The following is a 15,414-nucleotide window of genomic DNA, read 5'->3' as shown; positions in this document are numbered from 1 at the left end:
GCCCCGTGCTTCAGGCAAAGAAAAGCCCCGCCGGGCGAACCGGGCGGGGCTGATTTCCTGATCCCCTCAAGCAGCGCTGCGCCGAGCGCAGGGCGTTGGGGGAAGCAACAAAACCGATCAGGCCTCGGCTTCGCCTTCGACGGTGGTGTCGCCAGCGTCCGACTGGCCAGCGGCCGAGTTCTTGATCGCCGCGATCATGAAGTCGCGATCGGTAATGGTCGCTGCGGCGCCTTCCGGCAGTTGGATGTCCGACATGCGGATGTTCTCGCCGATTTCGCGGCCCTTCAGGTCGACGACCAGTTCAGCCGGGATGCGGTCAGCGCGGACCATGATCTCGACCGTGTGGCGCACGACTTCCAGCATGCCGCCCTGACGGGTGTAGGGGGCTTCGTCGGCGTTGATGAAGGCGACCGGGATTTCGATCTTGATCTCTTCCTTGGCGCCGACGCGCATCAGGTCGAAGTGCAGCGGACGGTCGCTGACCGGGTCGAACTGGATGTCCTTGGCGATGACCGGCTGGGTTTCCTTGCCGTACTTCAGGGTCACCAGGTGACCGATCAGCTTGCCGGTGTACAGCGACTTGCGGAACTCGCGTTCGTTCACGGAGATGGCCACCGGGGCCTTGTCGCCGCCGTACAGCACGCCGGGCACAGCGCCGTCGCGACGCGCGGCGCGGGCGCCGCCGGTGCCCACGTTTTCGCGGACATCAACGTTCAGAATGATCTCGGCCATCGGGCTCGCCTTCAATACAAGTAAACGCCTGCGCGGAACCGGGGCCCGCGCGGCGGGGTCATGAACCCTTCGAATTCAAGAGGGCGGGCTATTACACGGAACACGGGGCGGACGCAACCGCCCCGGCTCAGCCCGCAGCGATATTCAGCCTTAACCGTGCGGCGAGACCGCCGGCGCTGACTGGTTTTGCGCCTGGGCCATCGGCGTGGGAGCGCCTGCAGGCGGCACGGCCACTGTGATGGTCGGCATGGGCCCCGTGTATTGGGCCGTGCATTGGGCCAGGTCGCGCACGACGTGGCGGCCGGCGCAGAAGATGTCCTCATAGTTCGGCTTGGCGGCCGCCAGGCACTGGAAAAGCATCAACTTGGACATGTTGAGGCAGAACTCATTGTTCGATTCGGTCGTCAGGGCGTCGGTGTTCGCCTTGGCGTCCTCTCCGGCCGCGCCCAGCGCCGCCAGGGCCGCAATGGCGAGGGAGTTGACGATGGCCGGAGTGAAGGGCGCGCCGCGCTGGGCAGCCGTGAGATTCAGGCCCGTACCGCTGTTGGCGGCGGCGAACAGACGGGCGCTGTCTTCGGCCGACGGCAGGCGCGGGACCGCCGACAAGCTCTTGGCGCCTTCCAGCCGGCCGTCGCGGTCGGCGACAGGCTGGGTGGCCCAGCGGCGACGCGGGTCGGTGCGCTCCTGGATCGTATAGGCGTCGGTCTCGACCGCTTCGGCCAGAGCCGTCATGGCTTCGGCGTCGCGGCCCATGGTGCTGGCGATGAGACCGGCGGCCGATTCGGCGCCGGGCAGCGTTGCGGCATAGGCGGGGTCGGCGACGATTCGCGCCACCATCTGCTGACGCTGGGCGGGATCGGTGGCGTACTGACGCACGCCGGCGACGTACTCCGGCGATTGCAGAGCCAGGATGGCGCCATAGGCGATCATGCCGCGTGACAGCTGGCCCGCCTCGACGGCGGCGCCCCGTCGCAGGGCCCCCTGAATGGATTCGGCGTCCGGGAAGCCGGCCTGGATCGACCCGACCTCGCGCACGAAGGCCACGTAGACCGATGCAGCTTCAGCGACGCTCTGATTCAGCGCCAACGCTGGGGGCGGAGGCGGCGGGGGAGGAGGGGGCGCTTCCGGTTCGGGCGTCGAACAGCTGGCCAGGACGGCGGCGGCTGCGACAGCGGCGACGGAGAGGCCGCGGCGCAAGAAGGCCTGGGGCATCGGCGATCTTCCCTTGTTTAAGCGATACGTACTTGGACGGCGTCCGAGACGCGAGGCCTCGGAACTACAGTCTCTTATATCGCCGAGGGAATGGTTAGCCGAACCTTAATCGAACAGCTTGGAGACCGACTCTTCATTGGCGATGCGCCGGATGGCCTCGCCCATAAGCGGCGCAACGGATACCCGCCGAATTTTCGAGCAGTTCAAAACTTCGTCAGGCTGTTCGATGGAGTCGGTGATCACCAGCTCCTTCAGCGGGCCATTGGTGACGCGATCAACAGCGGGGCCGGACAGGACGCCGTGGCTGATATAGGCCGACACCTCGGTCGCGCCGCGATCGATCAGGGCCTTGGCCGCGTTCACCAGGGTGCCGCCCGAATCGACGATGTCGTCGAACAGGATGCAGCGGCGTCCTTCGACGTCGCCGATGATGTTCATGACTTCGCTCTCGCCCGCCTTGGGGCGGCGCTTGTCGACGATGGCCAAGTCGGCGTTCAGGCGGCTGGCCAGCGAGCGGGCGCGCACCACCCCGCCGACGTCGGGCGACACGATCATCAGGTCGTCGCCTTTCGGATAGTGATCCTTGATGTCCTGCGCCAGCACGGGGGTGGCGACCAGGTTGTCGGTCGGGATGTCGAAGAAGCCCTGAATCTGGCCCGCGTGCAGGTCCATGGTCAGGACGCGGTCGGCGCCCGCGCGGGTGATCAGGTTGGCGACCAGCTTGGCCGAGATCGGGGTGCGGCCCCCGGTCTTACGGTCCTGACGGGCATAGCCGAAGTAGGGCATGACGGCGGTGATGCGACGAGCCGAGGCGCGCACCAGCGCGTCGGTCATGATCAGCATTTCCATCAGGTTGTCGTTGGCCGGATAGGAGGTCGACTGGATGATGAAGACATCCTCGCCGCGCACGTTTTCCTCGACGACGGCGAACACTTCATTGTCGGCGAAGCGCTTCACCTGAGCCTTGGTCAGCGGCATGTCCAGGTGGGTCGCAATGGCCTGAGCCAACGTCCGGTTCGAATTGCCTGCGAGCAGCTTCATTGACCGGTCATCCTTTCGCCGTCATCGCCCCGCCAATAGTCGCGGAGGCGTTTCTGGACGCGCTCTCTAGGCGGCGAACGGAGCGGCGTCCAGCCGTGTTCCGGACGTATCTTCGATTTCAGCCGATTGGCTTGGACGCGGGCGCTGTTATAGAGGACGCATCCTGCTAACGAGGGCGCGTGTCGCGTGTCCGCGTCCCGAAGGCATCTTGATGAGGTCGCACTTGCCTGCTTCGAACACTCGGCTCGCTTCGAAATCCCGGTCCGGCCTGATCCTTTTGGCGGCGGCGACGGCGGCCCTGACGGTCTCCGCCTGCTCGGGCACCAAGCCCCGCCAGCGCCTGGCCTATGAAGAGCGTCCGGTCGAGGCCCTCTACAATGCGGGCTATCAGCGGCTCCAGTCCAAGCGCTGGATGGACGCCGTCGACTACTTCCAGGAAGTCGAGCGTCAGCACCCCTATTCGGAATGGGCGCGCCGGGCGATCCTGATGCAGGTCTACGCCTATTATCAGAACAACGCCTATCAGGACGCGATCGCGGCGGCCGACCGCTTCATCGCCCTGTTCCCCGGCAATCCCTCGGCGGCCTACGCCTTCTACATGAAGGCCGTTTGTAATTTTGAGCAGATCGTCGACGTCGGCCGGGACCAGGGCTACGCCGAGGCCGCTCTGGCGGGGCTGCGCGATGTGGTGCGCCGCTATCCGGGTTCGACCTACGCCACCGACGCGCGGGTCAAGATCGACATGGTCAATGACCAGCTGGCCGGCAAGGAAATGGCCGTGGGCCGCTTCTATCAGCGCGCAAACCAGCCGCTGGGCGCCCTGAACCGCTATAAGGCGGTGATCAACAACGAGGCCTTCCAGCGCACCTCGCATACGCCTGAAGCGTTGTATCGCCTGGTCGAGGTCAATCTGAGCCTGGGCCTGACCGAAGAGGCGACCCGCAACGCCGCCGTCCTGGGCCACAACTATCCGGGCAGCCCCTGGTACGCCGAGGCCTACGCCCTGCTGCGCGAGCGGGGCGAGAACCCGGAAGTCCAGCCGCAGGGCAAGCGCGAATCCTGGCTGCAACGCCTGATTCCCGGCGGCGCCTGATCCGGTCGCAGCAAAACAGGCGCGTGGTGATTAAGTCGCTGCGTTCCTGTTCTGTTTCCGGATAGGATGCGGCGAAACCTAGAATCAGATCGCCCATGCTGACCACGCTCTCGATCCGCGACATCGTTCTTGTCGACGCCCTGGACCTTGAGGTCGAGGACGGCCTGACCGTGCTGACGGGCGAGACCGGGGCGGGTAAGTCCATCATTCTGGATGCGCTTGGCCTCGCGCTGGGCGCCCGCTCCGACGCCGGACTGGTGCGTAATGGGGCCAAGCAGGCCTCCGCTACGGCTGTTTTCACGGCGCCTGATGATGAAGCCCTGATCGCCCTGCTGTCCGAACGCGGCTTCGAGATCGCGCCGGGCGAGGAACTGATCCTGCGCCGGGTGGTGTCTGCCGACGGCCGCAGCCGCGCCTATGTCAACGACCAGCCCGCCGGGGTGACGGCTCTGCGCGAGATCGGCTCTCTGCTGGTCGAGGTGCACGGCCAGCACGAGACGGTCGGCCTGCTGGACTGGAAGACGCACCGAACTCTGCTCGACAACTACGGCGGGTTGCAGCCGCAGCTGGCGGGCGTGGCGGGGGCGGCCGAGCGCCTGAAGACAGCGCAGGCCCATCTGGACGAGCTCGAGGCGTCCGCAGCCGAGGCGGCCGCCAAGGCTGAGGAAATCGCGCTGAATCTGGCGGACCTCGACGCCTTGGACCCCAAGCCGGACGAAGAGACGGAACTGGCGGGCGAACGCGCCATCCTGGGCGCGGCGGAAAAAGCGGTCGCCGATCTGGCCGACGCGCGCAATCTGTTGGGCGGGGACAAGCTAAGCCAGCGCCTGGCGTCGGCCCTGCGCGCGGTGGAGCACGCACGCCAACGGGCGGCGCAGGCGGGCGCCGAGGGCGACAACCCCATCATCGTCAAGCTGGCCCAGGCCGCTGAGGCTGTGGACCGCGCCCTGGTCGAGGCGACCGAGGCCGTGGCCTGCGTCGACGCCGCGGCTGACGCCTTCGACTTCGAGCCGGGTCGTCTGGACAAGGCGGAGGAGCGGTTGTTCGCCCTGCGCGCCACGGCCCGCAAGCTGAACACGACGGTCGACGCCCTGCCGGCGCTGCGGGTGCGCCTGCGCGAGCAACTGCGTCTGATCGAGGACGGGGAGGAGGCCTTGACCAAGGCCCGCCGCGACGTCGCCGCCGCGATCGAGGCCTATGACGTCGCCGCCCTTCTGCTGACCTCGGCGCGCGAGGCGGCGGGGGATCGACTGATGGACGCCGTCATGGACGAACTGGGCCCCCTGAAGTTGGAACGCGCGCGCTTCCGCGTGACGCTCGAACCGATCGAGGGGCGTCGCGGCCCGCTGGGCGTCGAGACGGTGCGGTTCGAGGTCTCAACCAACTCCGGCACCGCCTTTGGCCCGCTGGACACCGTGGCTTCTGGCGGGGAGCTGGCGCGTTTCGCCCTGGCGATGAAGGCGGCGCTGGCCAGCCGTGAAGACCAGCGCCAGCCGGTCATGATCTTCGACGAGGTGGATCAGGGCGTCGGCGGCGCCGTGGCCGAAGCCGTGGGCGGGCGCCTGCAACGCCTGTCGCGCGGGGCGCAGGTCCTGGTCGTGACGCACAGCCCCCAGGTCGCCGCGCGCGGCCACGCCCACTGGAAGGTGCGCAAGGCGGATGTCGAGGGGCGCACCCGAACATCCATCGACGTGCTGGCGGAAGGCCCGCGTCAGGAAGAGATCGCGCGGATGCTGTCCGGCGCCGAGATCACCGATGAGGCGCGCGCGGCGGCGCGGGTGCTGATCGGCTGACCGCCCCCATCTCCCGCAAGGGGAGAAGGCTCAGACCCCCAGAATCCACCCTTCCTCGTTTTCGACCTGGGCGATCAGCGTCTCATCCGCGCCAGCAGGCGGCGCAAAGGCCTTCTGGAGGGCTCCGGTGTCGTCCATGCGGGCGAAGGCTTCGGCGGCGGCGCGGACCTGGGCCTGCGTCTTGTATTCCTTGACGCCTTCGGCGTTCACGCCGCGCTTGGCCTCGAACATCAGCGGCCAGACCTCGACCACGACGGCCGACAGAGGCGCGATGTCGGCCTCGGTCAGCTCGCGCCAGCCGGTGCCGAACGGCCAGACGGCCGCCGAGGCGCCCAGCGTGTCCAGCAGGCGACGCAGCATGGGCACGCCGACCAGGGTCAGTCCGCCGATGGCGCCCGCGCCGTGCATCTGCCAGACGCTCTTGGGCGGCAGCTTGTCCTTGCGGGCGGCCAGTTCCGTGGCGCGGAACTCGGGGATGTCGGCGCCGGCGCCTTCGGGCGGCTTGGTCGTGGTCAGCCAGCGCTGGGCCTGGCTGGCGGGCGCGCCCCAGAAAGGCCAGGGCTCGTCCGTCATCAGGCGGTTCATCTTGGCCGCGACCTGATAGCGGTTGTTCGAATTGTCGGCCTTGTCGACGATGTTGGCGGCCAGGAACTTGCCCATCGCATCCCACGGGCGGCCGTCCAGCTTCAGGCGCGCGGCGGTTCCAGCCGGGAAGCCGAAGTCGAAGTCAAAGCCCACCAGCACGCGGTCGCCGCGCTTGCGGTGTTCGGCCAGCAGGTCGGCGATCAGCTTCTCGCCCTCGGCGCGTGTGGCGACGTTGTGGGTCTCGGCATACAGGCGGAAGCGCACGTCGCGCTTGGCGACGCCGACCCACAGGGTCTGTTCGCCCAGCTTCTTGCCCTCGGCGGCGGTCCAGTTGGCGATGATGTAGGCGTCGAAAAGGCGGGCCACGGGGGCTCCTGAAGAAAGAAGCAAAGGAGGACGAGGGGTTCTAGCCGCCCGGACTCAAGCCGTGAAGGGCGATCAGCGTTGCATCACGGCTTCGACGTGCGACAACCAGCGCCGCCCCAGCCGCAGGCCCTCGCCCGGCGAGCGGGCGCCGCTGGTCTTTTCGGCCTCCGAGGCGGGCGCGTTGTGCGTGCCGTTCCACAGGGCGATCTCGAACTCGGCGTTGTGCGGGTCGCTGAAGATCAGCCGCAGCACGACCAGTTCGGCGTCGGGCGCGTCCAGATCGATCTCCTTGCGCATCTGGCCGCGCAGGACGCGGGCGACCAGATGGCTGTCGACGATGATCTCGGCCCCCAGCACTTCTTCGAAGGCGTAGACCAGCCCCATGGCGCCCCGGTTCCACAGGACGACGAGTTGGCCGCCCTCAAGGTCGAGCCCGGCCGCGCGGCCTTCATAAGGTGAAAGCGCCAGGGTGTCGGCTGGCGCTCCCAGCGCCTTGGTCATCGCGCGTCGCAGCCGCCGCTCGGATTCCATCCACCAGGAGAACAGCAGGACGCTGGTGGTCAGGAAGGCGGCGATCAGGGCGATAAGCAGAATGGCCCTGAACGTGTCGCCCATGGATCAGGCCTCCAGATCCAGGTCGACGACGACGGGCACGTGATCGCTGGGCTTATCCATGTCGCGCGCCTCGCGGTGGGTCTCGATGGCGCGGAAGCGGTCGGCGGCGTGCGGCGACAGCATGGCGAAGTCGATGCGAATGCCGTGGTCGCGGCGCCAGGCGCCCGCCTGGTAGTCCCAGAAAGTGAAGGTCCCCGGCGGCTCGCGACCCAGTTCGTGGGAATCGGCCAGGCCGAGCCACTTCAGGGCGCGGAAAGCTTCGCGGCTCTGCGGCTGGAACAGGGCGTCCTCGGCCCAGGCGGCGGGGTTCTTGGCGTCCTCGGCCTCGGGGATGACGTTGTAGTCGCCGCACAGGGCCAGCGGCTCTTCCAGCGCGAGCAGCTCGCGCGCGTGGTTCTGAAGCCGCTGGAACCAGGCCAGCTTGTAGGCGAACTTCTCGGTCCCGATCGGATTGCCGTTGGGCAGGTAGATGGAAGCGACGCGGACCGGCCGGGGCGCCTCGATCAGGGCCTCGATGTAACGCGCCTGGTCATCCGTATCATCGCCGGGCAGGCCGCGCCGCACGTCCGACAGCGGGTATTTTGATAGCAGGGCGACGCCGTTGTAGCTCTTCTGGCCGTGCGTCTCGACGTTGTAGCCCAGGTCCTCGAAGGCCTCGCGCGGGAACTTCTCGTCCACGCATTTGATCTCCTGGAAGCAGGCGACGTCGGGATTGGCGGCCTGAATCCACTCCAGCACCGTAGGCAGGCGGGCGTTGACCGAATTCACGTTCCAAGTGGCGATGCGCATGGGACGCAAGGCTAAGGTGAGCCGCTGCTTTGGGAAAGAGGGGCGGACAAAACAAAGACGCCGCCGGATCGCTCCGGCGGCGTCTGAAACGTCAGTCTGATGCGAAGATCAGGTGTTCGGCGTCGCGGCCGGCGGCGTGGTCGTCAGCTTGCAGCCGCCGCCGATTTGTTGCGCGGTTGCGCAAGGATACACTTGTTGCACCGCGTTTTCGGTGTTCACGCGGGCGATGAGGCCGTCGGCGCCGTTGCAGGCGGCTTCATAGAAGGCGCCGTTGGCGTTCTTGCCCATGTAGCGGACCTGCGACACGTCGCACGAGGCGGCGTCCGAACCGGCCAGAATGGCCTTGACCGTGGCGGCTTGCTCCTGCGGCGTGGTGAAGGTGCAGGACGCGCCGGCCGAAGCCAGTTCCAGGCAGTTCACGACCTCCCAGCCGGCGCCGGCCTTGTTGATCTGGGCGCCGTCGACGCCGGCGCAGCCGATTTCATAGACCACCGCGCCGCCCGACTTGGCGCCGACGATGCGGCCTTGGTCGACGGTGCAGGCCACGCCCGCTTCCTTGGCGAAGGCGGTGAAGACGGCCATGGCGTTGTCGTTGGCGGGCAGGGTGCATTGCGAGCCGACATCGGCGTTCGGGTCGCGCGCTAGAGCCGCTTCTGCCGACGCCGCGAGGGTCAGGCAGTCCGTCGCCGCTGGAGCGGCTGAGTCCAGCAGTAAATAACCAGGACCACTGGCGCAGGACACCTCATAGAGAGACTCCTTTGCCGCCGACTGGCCCAGAAGCTTGGTTTCGGTGATCTGACAGTTGGTGTTGGTGGCGACCAACAAGCCTTGGGCAGCCGTTTGGATTTCTTCGGGTGTAGGGGCAGCGGGGGCGCGACGCTGACTTTCCCGATTTTGGCGCTGCCGGTCCATGCGGGATGGGGTGACGCGGCTTGACGGGGCGCTAATAGGACTTTGGGAAGACGCTGGACCGTGGCCCGTCCCTGTATTGTCTTGCGCAAGCGCTGGAAGGGCGGTTAGGGCCGTCAGAGCCAGCGCGCTACTGAGCGCGACGACAGTTCTATTTAGCGACTTGTTCAGCACGAGACTCTCCCGATCATGTTTGATCCAGCCATGACGATGCCCCCCTTCTCGGTCAAGTCGTCAGAAGCGCACTTTTAGCGGCTGGACAGACAAATACCCGCTGACTATGCAGTTGCGATTGGAGACGGACTTGTCTGACGGCGAAACCCTTGCAGGAACCCGCACGGAGCGCGGTCTGACCTATCCCGCCCTGGCAATGCCCGCCGCCGGTGAGGCGACCGTGGCGGCGCCCGGCGTACTGTGGCTCAGGTTGCCCCTGCCGATGGCGCTAAACCACATCAATATCTACGCGATCGAGGACGGCGAAGGCTGGGCGGTCGTGGATGCGGGCATGGCGACGGCGGCTTCACGCGAGGGGTGGATGGAGGCGCTGGCGGGCGCGTTGGGCGGCCGGCCGATCACACGCGTTATCTGCACTCACATGCACCCCGATCACATCGGGTTGGCAGGGTGGCTGTGCGGGCAGTTCGATGCGCCGCTGCTGATGTCGCGGACGGAGTATGTGACGGCGCGACTGCTGATCGGCGACGAGACCCTGGGGCCTCCGTCAAGCGCCGAGACCTTCTATCGGGCGGCGGGCTGGTCGGACGAGCAGATCGCGCGCTGGCGCGACGGCTATGGCGGCTTTGGCCGTATGGTTCAGGATTTTCCGCGCGATTATCGCCGGGTGCAAGACGGCGAGGTCCTGATCATCGGCGGAGACGAATGGCGCGTGGTGGTCGGGGAGGGGCACAGCCCCGAACACGTCTGCCTGTGGCGCGAGAAGGACGGCGTCTTCATCGCCGGCGATCAGATCCTGCCGCGAATCTCCTCGAACATTTCGGTCTGGGCGACGGAGCCGCTGGCTGATCCCCTGGGAGATTGGCTGCGCTCGCTGGCGGCGTTGAGAAGCCAGCTTCCCGGCGACCTGCTGGTGCTGCCTTCGCATGGAGAGCCTTTCTACGGCGTGACCCTGCGGCTGGACGCCCTGATCCGCGGACATGAAACCGCGCTGAAGCGGCTGGAGAAGACGCTGCGGACGCCGCGTCGCGTCATCGATGTGTTCGGCGCCCTGTTCGCCCGTCCGGTGGGCGACGGCGTGCTGGGCATGGCGACGGGCGAAGCCCTGGCGCACCTCAATTATCTAGACCGTCAAGGACGTGTCCGCCGCGAGCGGGACGGGGACGGCGTGGACTGGTGGAGCCTCTCGGAGACAGGCCAATGAGCGAACATATTCGAACCCATCTGGAAGGCGGCGTCCTGACGGTCGTCTTCGACCGCGCCGACAAGAAGAACGCCATTACCCAGGCGATGTATACGGCGCTGGCCAATGCGACGGAGAAGGCTAAGGTCGACGACGCCGTGCGCGTCATCCTGTTCCGCAGCGAGGGCGACGCGTTCTCGGCGGGCAACGATATCGCCGACTTCATTTCCCTGGGGCAGACCGAGGGGGATCTGGTCGAGATGGGGGTGTTCCGCTTCCTGAAGGCGCTGGCCGAGCTGGACAAGCCCGCCGTGGCGGCGGTGCGCGGCCGGGCGGTGGGCATCGGCCTGACCCTTCTCCTGCACTGCGACATGGTGGTGGTGGCCGAGGACGCCCTGCTGTCCGTGCCGTTCGTCAACCTGGCCCTGGCGCCGGAAGCGGCGTCGTCGTTGCTGCTGGGCGCCAATATCGGACATCAACGGGCGTTCGAGCTCTTCGCCTTGGGCGAGGCCATCGACGGCAAGACCGCGCTGGCCTGGGGACTGGCCAACCGCGCGGTTCCGGCCGATCAGGTCGAGGCGACGGCGGCGGAACTGGCGGCCAAGCTGGCCGCGCGGGCGCCCAACTCCATCCGCAAGACCAAGGCCCTGATGCGCGACGCCGAGGCGCTGTGGACGGTCATGCAGCGTGAGGCTGAGGCCTTCGGCTCGCAGATGCGCAGCCCCGAGGCGATGGAGGCCTTCATGGCCTTCAGCCAGAAGCGTGCGCCGGACTTCTCCAAACTGGGCTGATTTCTCGCGGTTTCGCCGAAGATCGCGATTGATTCGACGGGCGCGGGGGACTAGGGGCCGCGCATGAACGCCGCGCCCGCCTCCGCTCCTCCAGACGACCCGCAGATCGCGGGGCCGATCACGCGTGAGACGACGGCCGATGCGGCCGCTGTCGACGCCCTGGTCATCGCCGCCTTTGGCCCTGGCCGGTTCGCCAAGACGGCCGAACGTCTGCGTGAGCGCGCGCCGCGGGCGGCCGGGTTTTGTCTGCATGAAGACGGCCGCCTGATTGGTTCGGTGCGGCTGTGGTCGATCCTCACGGGCGAGGCGCGCTCGGTCTTTCTGGGGCCGATCGCCGTGGATCAGGCTAGCCGCAGCACCGGGCTGGGCGGCGAACTGGTGCGGGCGTGCATCGAAGAGGCGAGGGCGCTGGGGCTGGACGGCATCCTGCTGGTCGGCGATCCGCCCTATTTCTCCCGTTTCGGCTTTGTGCCTGCGCCGGACGCCGTGCTGCCGGGGCCGGTGGATCAGCGCCGGGTCATGTGGCTGCCCTTCACTGAAGCGGCGCCGGTCGGCGCGGTTCGCCCCGCCGTCTGAGCCGGGCGCGGCCTTCCTTTGCGAGGCGACGCATCCCATAGTTCAGACATGACGAACCCACCGACATCCTCGGGTCTGACAGGCGTGGCCGATGCTGCTCGTCAGGCGCCGGGCAGGGGTCTGCCTCCCGTTCATCTGTGGCATCCTGAACATTGCGGCGAGATCGACATCCTGATCCGCGCCGACGGCGTGTGGATGCATGAAGGCTCGCCCATCGGCCGGGCCGAACTGGTGCGGCTGTTCTCGACGGTGCTGAGGAAAGACCCGGACGGCTATCACCTGGTCACGCCCGTCGAGAAGCTGAAGATCGCGGTCGAGGACCTGCCATTCCGCGCCGTGGCCGTGCGCGAAGAGGGCGAGGCCCTGGTCTTCACCACGGATCAGGGCGACGAGACCGCCGCCGGACCTGACCACGTCATCGTCGTCGAGACGGATGCGACGACGGGCGAGCCTGCGCCGCGCGTCCATGTGCGAGGCGATCTGTGGGCGCGGATCGCGCGGCCTGTCTTTTATGAACTAGTCGAGCGGGCGCAGGAGGCGGACGGACGGCTGGCGGTGCGCTCGGGCGGGGTGACGTTCCCGCTGGGGCCGGAAGGCGCAGGGCTTTGACCTGTTCCGGCTTGAAGTCGCGGCTGCAACAGCGGCTGGACCCGGTGTCGGCGTGGTCCCCTCAGCGCGGGGCGACGCGGTCCGACTATGACCTGAACCCCGATCTCAGCCGTCCGAAGGTCAAGCTGAAGCCTGCTGCGGTCCTGATCCCCATCATCGCGCGTGAGGATGGCCCCACCGTCCTATTGACGCGGCGGTCTGACAGTCTGGCCAGCCATACGGGACAGATCGCCTTTGCGGGCGGCCGGCTTGATCCAGGCGAGACGGCGCTGGACGCTGCCCTGCGCGAGGCGTGGGAGGAGATTGCCCTCGACCCGGCTGTGGTCGAGCCCTTGGGGCTTGGCGATCCTTATGAGACCGGCACCGGCTTTCTGGTGACGCCAGTGGTGGGCTGGCTGACGATACCGCCGGACGTCACCCCTTCGCCTGCCGAGGTGGCCGAGGTGTTCGAGGCGCCGTGGAACTTCCTGATGGACCCGGTGAACCATCGCCGCGACTACTATGACCAGGAGAACGGGCCGCGCCGCTGGTTCTGGGCCATGCCCTATCGCGAGCGCTACATCTGGGGCGCGACGGCGGGCATTCTGAAGGGCCTGTTCAACCGCCTCTACGGCGAGGAAGCTGCGCCGCACAGGGCCGCCGAGGCTGACGCGAGCGAGCGCGTGGGATGAACCATGTGCTTGAAGGACAGGACTGGCTTACGGCCGGTGCGACGCAGGCGGTGATGGCGGCTCTGGCGGCGGCGGGCGGGGCGGACTGCGCCCGCTTCGTCGGCGGCTGCGTGCGTAACGCCGTGCTGGGTGCGCCGATCGACGACGTGGACATCGCCACCGTCCTCACGCCCGAAGCGGTGGTGAAAGCGCTGAAGGCGGCGGGCCTGAAGAGCGTGCCGACCGGCATGGACCACGGCACGGTCACGGCCATATCAGAGCGTCAGCCGTTCGAGATCACCACCCTGCGCCGAGACGTATCGACCGACGGACGGCGCGCCACCGTCGCCTTCACCGACGACTGGGCCGAGGACGCGGCGCGGAGGGATTTTCGCTTGAACGCCCTCTATGCCGACTCCGACGGTGTGATCCTGGATCCGACGGGCGCGGGGTATGACGACGCTCTGGCCGGACGGATCGTCTTCGTCGGCGAGCCTGAACAGCGCATCGAAGAGGATTATCTGCGCATCCTGCGCTTCTATCGCTTCTTCGCCTGGTATGGGCGAGGCGCGCCGGATGCGGCCGCGGTGGCCGCCTGCGCGGCCCTGGCCGAAGGGGTCGAGCGGCTGTCGGCCGAACGGGTGTCTAAGGAGTTGCTCAAGCTGCTGGCGGCGCCCGATCCGCGCCCGGCGGCGCGGCTGATGCGGGATGCGGGGGTGCTGGGTCGTATTCTGCCGCCGCCCGGAGGCCTGACGCTGTTCGAGGCGATGGTCGGGGTCAGCCCGGACCCGGTGCTGCGGCTGTCGGCCCTGCTGCCGGCAGACGCTGACGCGGTGCGCGCGTCGGCGAACCGGTTGCGGCTATCCAACGCCCAGAAGGACCGGCTGATCGCCGCCGTCCGCGCGCCGCTCGACCCGGATACGAGCGACGCTCAGGCGCGCGCCGTCATCTGGCGCGAGGGGCGGCAAGCGTTCGAGGATCGCGTCAGGCGTGCCTGGGCGGCGGGCGCCGAGGCGGCGAGGATGCAGGCCTTGCTGGCCCTCGCGGCCGACTGGGCGCCGCCGAAGCTGCCGGTCGGCGGGCGCGATCTGGCGCGACTGGGCCTGAAACCGGGGCCCGAGACAGGGCGCGTCCTGAAAGCCTTTGAAGACGGCTGGATCGCCGACGACTTCCCCGACCACGATCATGAGGTCCGGCTGAAGGCGCTTATTGCGCGCGCGTAAGCTTGACGATCACCGGGCGGTGGTCCGAGCCGGTCTTGCCGCCCAGCCGCCGGTCTAAAAGCGCCAGATCGGGCGAGCGCCACACATGATCGATGGTGATGCCCAGCGGCGACGGGGCCATGGCGGGCCAGGTGCCTGGCCAGGCGGGAGCCGGGATCAGGCCTGTCTCAGCCTTGATCTGACGGCCGATGCGACCGCTCGAGACGCTGTTGAAATCGCCCGCCACGACAACCGGGCCCTTCAGTCCGTGGCGCAGTCCGGCCAGCCGCTCGGCCTGACTGATCTGACCGTAGGGATGCTGGAAGGGCCAGGGGCGGGTCATGTGCACGGCGATGAGATTGATCGGACCCAGCGCCGTCTCGGCCTCGGCGACCAGGGCGGCCAGCCCCTGACCGTCGGCGTCGCGCACGCGGTGCAGCGGCCGTTTCGAGGCGATCACCGAGCGCGCCGCGCCGCTGGGCCGATCCTTGCGCGGAGTGGCGACGCGGTGGGGATAGCTCGCCAGGATCTCGTCCAGCCGGGCGTTGGGGCCGTCGCCCAGCTCGATCAGCATGACGATGTCGGCGTCTGCGGCGACTATGGAGCGGGCGACCGCGTCCGCATCATTGTTCCGCGCCCACAGGTTGGCGGAATAGAGGGTGAGCGTTTCGGCGCCGTCGGCCGGCGTCCCGCGCGGCGGCGTCCACTGCGGCCAGACGGCGACCAGCAGCAACCCGGCGATGACCGCGCCCAGCGCCGCCATGTCCCACAGCTTCAGCAACAGGAAGACCACGCACACCGCACCCGTCGCGATCAGGGCCGGGGCGGTGAACTGCGTCAGTAGATCGGGCAGCCTGTGTCCGACGCGGCTGAGCGCTGAGACGGCGACCAGGGCGGGCGGCGCCAGAACGGTCAGGGCGGTCAGACGCGCCAGGGCCTGAAACAGGGTCATGCAGCAATCGCGAACGCGGGGGAGGGGCTGTCCCGGTTAGCCGCCGATCCGGGCGCTGTCGAGGCGGCCGTTCCGCGCGCAGAAACGGCGCGGCTATCGCGACCGAATACGCCGATGCCTGAAAATTCCCGGCTTTGGCGAC

At 67.9% G+C, this 15,414-nt stretch carries 16 protein-coding genes; 8 read left to right on the top strand and 8 right to left on the bottom strand.

The window, feature by feature from the left end; all coding sequences use genetic code 11:
• Positions 1–117: 117 nt before the first annotated feature.
• From H9656_RS04820 to H9656_RS04810, 3 genes are all read right to left on the bottom strand, one after another.
• On the bottom strand, positions 118–732 hold the full coding sequence (locus H9656_RS04820) for a 50S ribosomal protein L25/general stress protein Ctc (protein WP_191743095.1): 615 nt from the start codon (positions 730–732) through the stop codon (positions 118–120).
• Between the two features lie 150 nt (positions 733–882).
• On the bottom strand, positions 883–1,944 hold the full coding sequence (locus tag H9656_RS04815) for a hypothetical protein (RefSeq protein ID WP_191743094.1): 1,062 nt from the start codon (positions 1,942–1,944) through the stop codon (positions 883–885).
• Between the two features lie 105 nt (positions 1,945–2,049).
• Positions 2,050–2,985: a ribose-phosphate pyrophosphokinase gene (locus H9656_RS04810; protein WP_191743093.1), complete on the bottom strand. Its 936-nt coding sequence runs from the start codon at positions 2,983–2,985 to the stop codon at positions 2,050–2,052.
• Between the two features lie 211 nt (positions 2,986–3,196).
• On the opposite strand from H9656_RS04810, the gene H9656_RS04805 reads away from it, so the two are divergent.
• Both H9656_RS04805 and recN read left to right on the top strand, forming a co-directional pair.
• Positions 3,197–4,078 carry an outer membrane protein assembly factor BamD gene (locus H9656_RS04805; RefSeq protein ID WP_191743092.1) on the top strand — a complete coding sequence of 294 codons (882 nt, stop codon included), beginning with the start codon at positions 3,197–3,199 and terminating at the stop codon, positions 4,076–4,078.
• 95 nt (positions 4,079–4,173) lie between these two features.
• Entirely contained in the window at positions 4,174–5,871 is a 1,698-nt protein-coding gene (recN, locus tag H9656_RS04800) for a DNA repair protein RecN (RefSeq protein WP_191743091.1), read from the top strand.
• Positions 5,872–5,901: 30 nt separating this feature from the next.
• On the opposite strand, the gene H9656_RS04795 is transcribed toward recN, so the two are convergent.
• The 4 genes from H9656_RS04795 to H9656_RS04780 form a co-directional block, all read right to left on the bottom strand.
• Entirely contained in the window at positions 5,902–6,822 is a 921-nt protein-coding gene (locus H9656_RS04795; RefSeq protein WP_191743090.1) for a cobalamin biosynthesis protein CbiG, read from the bottom strand.
• 72 nt (positions 6,823–6,894) lie between these two features.
• Positions 6,895–7,437 (bottom strand): hypothetical protein, encoded by a 543-nt coding sequence (locus H9656_RS04790; protein ID WP_191743089.1) that lies wholly within the window; start codon positions 7,435–7,437, stop codon positions 6,895–6,897.
• 3 nt (positions 7,438–7,440) lie between these two features.
• The gene (gene xth, locus H9656_RS04785) at positions 7,441–8,226 is read right to left on the bottom strand and encodes an exodeoxyribonuclease III (RefSeq protein WP_191743088.1); all 786 of its coding nucleotides are present in this window, start codon (positions 8,224–8,226) and stop codon (positions 7,441–7,443) included.
• A 108-nt stretch (positions 8,227–8,334) separates the two neighbouring features.
• Positions 8,335–9,051: a hypothetical protein gene (locus H9656_RS04780; RefSeq protein WP_225212224.1), complete on the bottom strand. Its 717-nt coding sequence runs from the start codon at positions 9,049–9,051 to the stop codon at positions 8,335–8,337.
• A 388-nt stretch (positions 9,052–9,439) separates the two neighbouring features.
• Here H9656_RS04780 and H9656_RS04775 point away from each other — a divergent pair, with 388 nt between their 5' ends.
• The 6 genes from H9656_RS04775 to H9656_RS04750 all read left to right on the top strand — a co-directional run bounded on the left by H9656_RS04775 (position 9,440) and on the right by H9656_RS04750 (position 14,341).
• Positions 9,440–10,513, top strand: coding sequence for an MBL fold metallo-hydrolase (locus tag H9656_RS04775; RefSeq protein WP_191743087.1), 1,074 nt, complete (start codon positions 9,440–9,442; stop codon positions 10,511–10,513).
• Positions 10,510–11,283 (top strand): enoyl-CoA hydratase, encoded by a 774-nt coding sequence (locus H9656_RS04770; protein WP_191743086.1) that lies wholly within the window; start codon positions 10,510–10,512, stop codon positions 11,281–11,283. The genes H9656_RS04775 and H9656_RS04770 overlap by 4 nt, the downstream gene beginning before the upstream one ends.
• Before the next feature lie 63 nt (positions 11,284–11,346).
• A complete protein-coding gene (locus H9656_RS04765; protein ID WP_191743085.1) occupies positions 11,347–11,859 on the top strand; it encodes a GNAT family N-acetyltransferase in 513 nt (170 codons plus the stop codon).
• A gap of 48 nt (positions 11,860–11,907) precedes the next feature.
• Positions 11,908–12,468, top strand: a complete 561-nt coding sequence (locus tag H9656_RS04760) for a DUF1285 domain-containing protein (protein ID WP_191743084.1) — start codon at positions 11,908–11,910, stop codon at positions 12,466–12,468.
• Positions 12,465–13,139 carry an NUDIX hydrolase gene (locus H9656_RS04755; protein ID WP_191743083.1) on the top strand — a complete coding sequence of 225 codons (675 nt, stop codon included), beginning with the start codon at positions 12,465–12,467 and terminating at the stop codon, positions 13,137–13,139. Before H9656_RS04760 ends, H9656_RS04755 begins: the two co-directional genes overlap by 4 nt.
• On the top strand, positions 13,136–14,341 hold the full coding sequence (locus tag H9656_RS04750) for a CCA tRNA nucleotidyltransferase (protein WP_191743082.1): 1,206 nt from the start codon (positions 13,136–13,138) through the stop codon (positions 14,339–14,341). The genes H9656_RS04755 and H9656_RS04750 overlap by 4 nt, the downstream gene beginning before the upstream one ends.
• Here H9656_RS04750 and H9656_RS04745 read toward each other — a convergent pair.
• On the bottom strand, positions 14,325–15,272 hold the full coding sequence (locus tag H9656_RS04745) for an endonuclease/exonuclease/phosphatase family protein (RefSeq protein ID WP_191743081.1): 948 nt from the start codon (positions 15,270–15,272) through the stop codon (positions 14,325–14,327). The genes H9656_RS04750 and H9656_RS04745 overlap by 17 nt on opposite strands.
• Between the last annotated feature and the right edge of the window lie 142 nt (positions 15,273–15,414).

It is taken from the genome of Brevundimonas guildfordensis (genome assembly GCF_014836405.1).
Classification (GTDB): domain Bacteria; phylum Pseudomonadota; class Alphaproteobacteria; order Caulobacterales; family Caulobacteraceae; genus Brevundimonas; species Brevundimonas guildfordensis.
The sequence above is the reverse complement of the archived record's forward strand: the minus strand, read 5'-3'. Positions and strand labels throughout refer to the sequence as shown.

What these genes read in the sequence shown, in the direction of transcription:
- recN (WP_191743091.1), top strand. Translation starts at nt 4,174, where the DNA reads ATGCTGACCACGCTCTCGATCCGCGACATCGTTCTTGTCGACGCCCTG.
- H9656_RS04820 (WP_191743095.1), bottom strand. Translation starts at nt 732, where the DNA reads ATGGCCGAGATCATTCTGAACGTTGATGTCCGCGAAAACGTGGGCACC.
- H9656_RS04770 (WP_191743086.1), top strand. Translation starts at nt 10,510, where the DNA reads ATGAGCGAACATATTCGAACCCATCTGGAAGGCGGCGTCCTGACGGTC.
- H9656_RS04815 (WP_191743094.1), bottom strand. Translation starts at nt 1,944, where the DNA reads ATGCCCCAGGCCTTCTTGCGCCGCGGCCTCTCCGTCGCCGCTGTCGCA.
- H9656_RS04810 (WP_191743093.1), bottom strand. Translation starts at nt 2,985, where the DNA reads ATGAAGCTGCTCGCAGGCAATTCGAACCGGACGTTGGCTCAGGCCATT.
- H9656_RS04750 (WP_191743082.1), top strand. Translation starts at nt 13,136, where the DNA reads ATGAACCATGTGCTTGAAGGACAGGACTGGCTTACGGCCGGTGCGACG.
- H9656_RS04765 (WP_191743085.1), top strand. Translation starts at nt 11,347, where the DNA reads ATGAACGCCGCGCCCGCCTCCGCTCCTCCAGACGACCCGCAGATCGCG.
- H9656_RS04745 (WP_191743081.1), bottom strand. Translation starts at nt 15,272, where the DNA reads ATGACCCTGTTTCAGGCCCTGGCGCGTCTGACCGCCCTGACCGTTCTG.
- H9656_RS04805 (WP_191743092.1), top strand. Translation starts at nt 3,197, where the DNA reads ATGAGGTCGCACTTGCCTGCTTCGAACACTCGGCTCGCTTCGAAATCC.
- H9656_RS04760 (WP_191743084.1), top strand. Translation starts at nt 11,908, where the DNA reads ATGACGAACCCACCGACATCCTCGGGTCTGACAGGCGTGGCCGATGCT.
- xth (WP_191743088.1), bottom strand. Translation starts at nt 8,226, where the DNA reads ATGCGCATCGCCACTTGGAACGTGAATTCGGTCAACGCCCGCCTGCCT.
- H9656_RS04790 (WP_191743089.1), bottom strand. Translation starts at nt 7,437, where the DNA reads ATGGGCGACACGTTCAGGGCCATTCTGCTTATCGCCCTGATCGCCGCC.